Annotated in this window: 2 protein-coding genes and 2 pseudogenes; all 4 read right to left on the bottom strand. The window is 42.4% G+C overall.

Annotated elements, in window-relative coordinates:
• A pseudogene (locus tag AC3LHT_RS10060) lies at nucleotides 1-185 on the bottom strand (TIGR02270 family protein); the annotation flags it as partial.
• A gap of 15 nt (nucleotides 186-200) precedes the next feature.
• Nucleotides 201-1,160 carry a beta propeller repeat protein gene (locus AC3LHT_RS10055; protein ID WP_488662796.1) on the bottom strand — a complete coding sequence of 320 codons (960 nt, stop codon included), beginning with the start codon at nucleotides 1,158-1,160 and terminating at the stop codon, nucleotides 201-203.
• Nucleotides 1,161-1,238: 78 nt separating this feature from the next.
• The gene (locus AC3LHT_RS10050) at nucleotides 1,239-2,381 is read right to left on the bottom strand and encodes a PAAR-like domain-containing protein (RefSeq protein WP_488662795.1); all 1,143 of its coding nucleotides are present in this window, start codon (nucleotides 2,379-2,381) and stop codon (nucleotides 1,239-1,241) included.
• Nucleotides 2,381-2,672 (bottom strand): annotated as a pseudogene (locus AC3LHT_RS10045) (hypothetical protein); the annotation flags it as partial. The pseudogene AC3LHT_RS10045 and the gene AC3LHT_RS10050, both read right to left, overlap by 1 nt.

Genomic DNA, 2,672 nt, shown 5'->3' with positions numbered 1-2,672 from the left:
CAACAAATCTCCCAACCCGAATCGCCAGCGATTCTCAGCCCGTCAATATGGGCATCTACACGATTATCCAGTTTTGTTAGATCGGAAAGTGAGTAATGAGGCTCATAGACAGCACTATCACGAAGAAGCCATAGAAAGGCAGATTCTTCAGCATGTTGGCTGATTATATTTGGAATGTCTTTCACAGAACAAATTACCTTCTATAAAAGGAAGTTCCAGTTCTTCCCGTCTGCTGTGAGATAAACTTCCTTTCCTGCAACGGATAGCAACATTGAATCATTTACATGGATCTGGTGACTTGGCACTACCTCCGGTTCTCCTAAATCGACAAGTTCAAGGGTATCATCTTTAAGTACCTGAAGGGATTCACCATCGGCCACATATAATCTCTCATTGAACCAACCCACGCTATAAAAATCAGGTTCCCCCGATCCGATGAATTCAATAGGTTCCCAACGTTTGTTACGGCCTTTAAGAACAATTCCTTTTTGACCACAAATATAATAATCTCCATCAGGACTCAACGTAATATCGTACAGGTTATGGTTCGTTGGGCTATCTTCAGCTAACCATGAATTGCCATCATAATGCCAAATTTCCCCTTTGATCCCTACGGCATAAAAATCTTCTGCATTGTGGCCAGCGATCGCTTCAATACTTCCCATACCATCGGTAATTCTCCGTATACGTGCTAAACGATCATCTGGATCTTCAGATTTGTTAAGGTATGGAAACCCCTTGTCACACAATACCCACTGATTCTGCCCAATTAATCGAAAAATTTGCCGCCGCATACCGTATGCGAATAAGCTATCGCCAATTCTTCTCAAACCTTTTAATGGACCAATCACCTTTCCTGGAACTTCAATCCGACTTTTTTGGGAACCCGAAAGGTTAATGGTCACAACTTCGCCATCTCGCCCTAAAGCAATGATAGTTTGTTCCTTATCTCCAAGAGGAAAGATTGAGACGCCCTGGAATTTATACCGACCACCATCAGACCATTTTTCACCCTTTTCCAATATCATAATTTGGGAAATGTAGGCCTTTTTTTCCAGTGCTTCATGCAAATGTGCAATAAAAACCAGCCGTTCCTGATTCTCAATTTGACCACAGATAAAAATAAGATGCTTTTGCAGAAAACTAAGTTCTTTGCTCATGTTTCGCTTTTCTTTAGAAAAATAAAAAGTTAATAATTTCTATGTCAACTCTAAACAGACAAATAAGATCTAAGGCGCTCAATTGCCTAAAAAGCTTTCCATTTGGACACTCTGGGCATCAAAGATTTCGTCTATATTGTCCGGCTGTTCCTCAGCCCCAGTTTTTTTTGTTTTTACACGATGATTATCTCTTACTCCTGCCTGTTTATGATAAGCGTCTAGTTGTGAACGTAAACACTTTTCTGAGCACTTCGGATCAGTAAAATTATTATTATGGGCTGCAATTGCACTCTCGCGTGCTTCATCATAATACATTGCTTTATCGGGTGTTCGGTTTGTATCCGCCCCTTTTGCGATCTCTTCTTCTACCTGCTCGATCATATCTCTCTCAACAGCATCTTGAAAATCATGCATTTTGGGGTGGGTCTTCTCTGAATCAGGAAAATTGCTATCGTCATTCCGATGCCAGGAATGCCCTTCCGCACAGACACATGGTGCATCTTCCTGAATATAATTGCTGTAATCGACGAAGTGGTGTTTAGGCAGCAAATGATGACCAGTCTGGCCTTTACAGCATCCACCATGTGATTTGGCGCGCTCCTTAGGAACAAGCATACAACGTTTGGCTTTAACACATTTATTATCCCCAAAGTTCTTGTTACTCTGTTTTGTTTTTCCATACTTTGGGCAATCCTTGTGGGTCTTGCCCATTTTATTTGCATTTGGGCAATTAGCGGCCACCGCATCCATCTCATCACCACATGCCTCCCGTTTTTTTGCCATGCTCATATTATCCAAATAAGGCCAAGTCGGACTATTCCCCGGCACAGACATATGATTATGCGTCGTTAAATCCAAATGCCGCACCACATTTTCGCCTTCAAACTTCACATCCATAGACCAACTGTTGAAATAGACTTTACCACGGTTTGTGCTGGTGATAACGCCTTTCTTGGCAGCACTTCCGGCTTCGTCTCCGGTGCTTTTCTTAAAATATGATTTATTTTTTAACATCACCTCTTTTCCGGAAACCTTGACCTTTTTGCTCCCACTAGTCGTGTCTTTTGCCATTCCCGTATTGGGATACGGTATTGGAACACCCGGGGGTGTGGCGGGGTTTTCGGGTGGGGTGAAACAAACATCGGGAAACGCGCAGATGGACTTGCCATCAGCCGCTTTACAGGACACTTCCCTTCCATTGGCAAATACATCGTTTCCCATCAGGTACCTCTTGTATTAGAATAACTTAAAAACATGGCCGCCCTTTGGCCGTCGTCATTGCCAAAATGGCAGAGCACTCCATTGCCTGGAGCATACCCTTTTTTCGCTGCAGCCAAGGCCATACCTAATATGACAGGAACTATAGCAGCGCCCACTTCTCCGATACAATCAACTGGAAGCCAGATATCGAATTCCTCTTTGCGTTCTTTTTGCTTTTTCGAATTATGATCTATTATTTCAATATCATTTAGCTCAAGTTCATGGTCGGTTATCATTTGTTTAATGATTTTT

It is taken from the genome of Kosmotoga sp., assembly GCF_982836095.1.
This window is presented reverse-complemented; position numbering and strand designations above follow the sequence as displayed.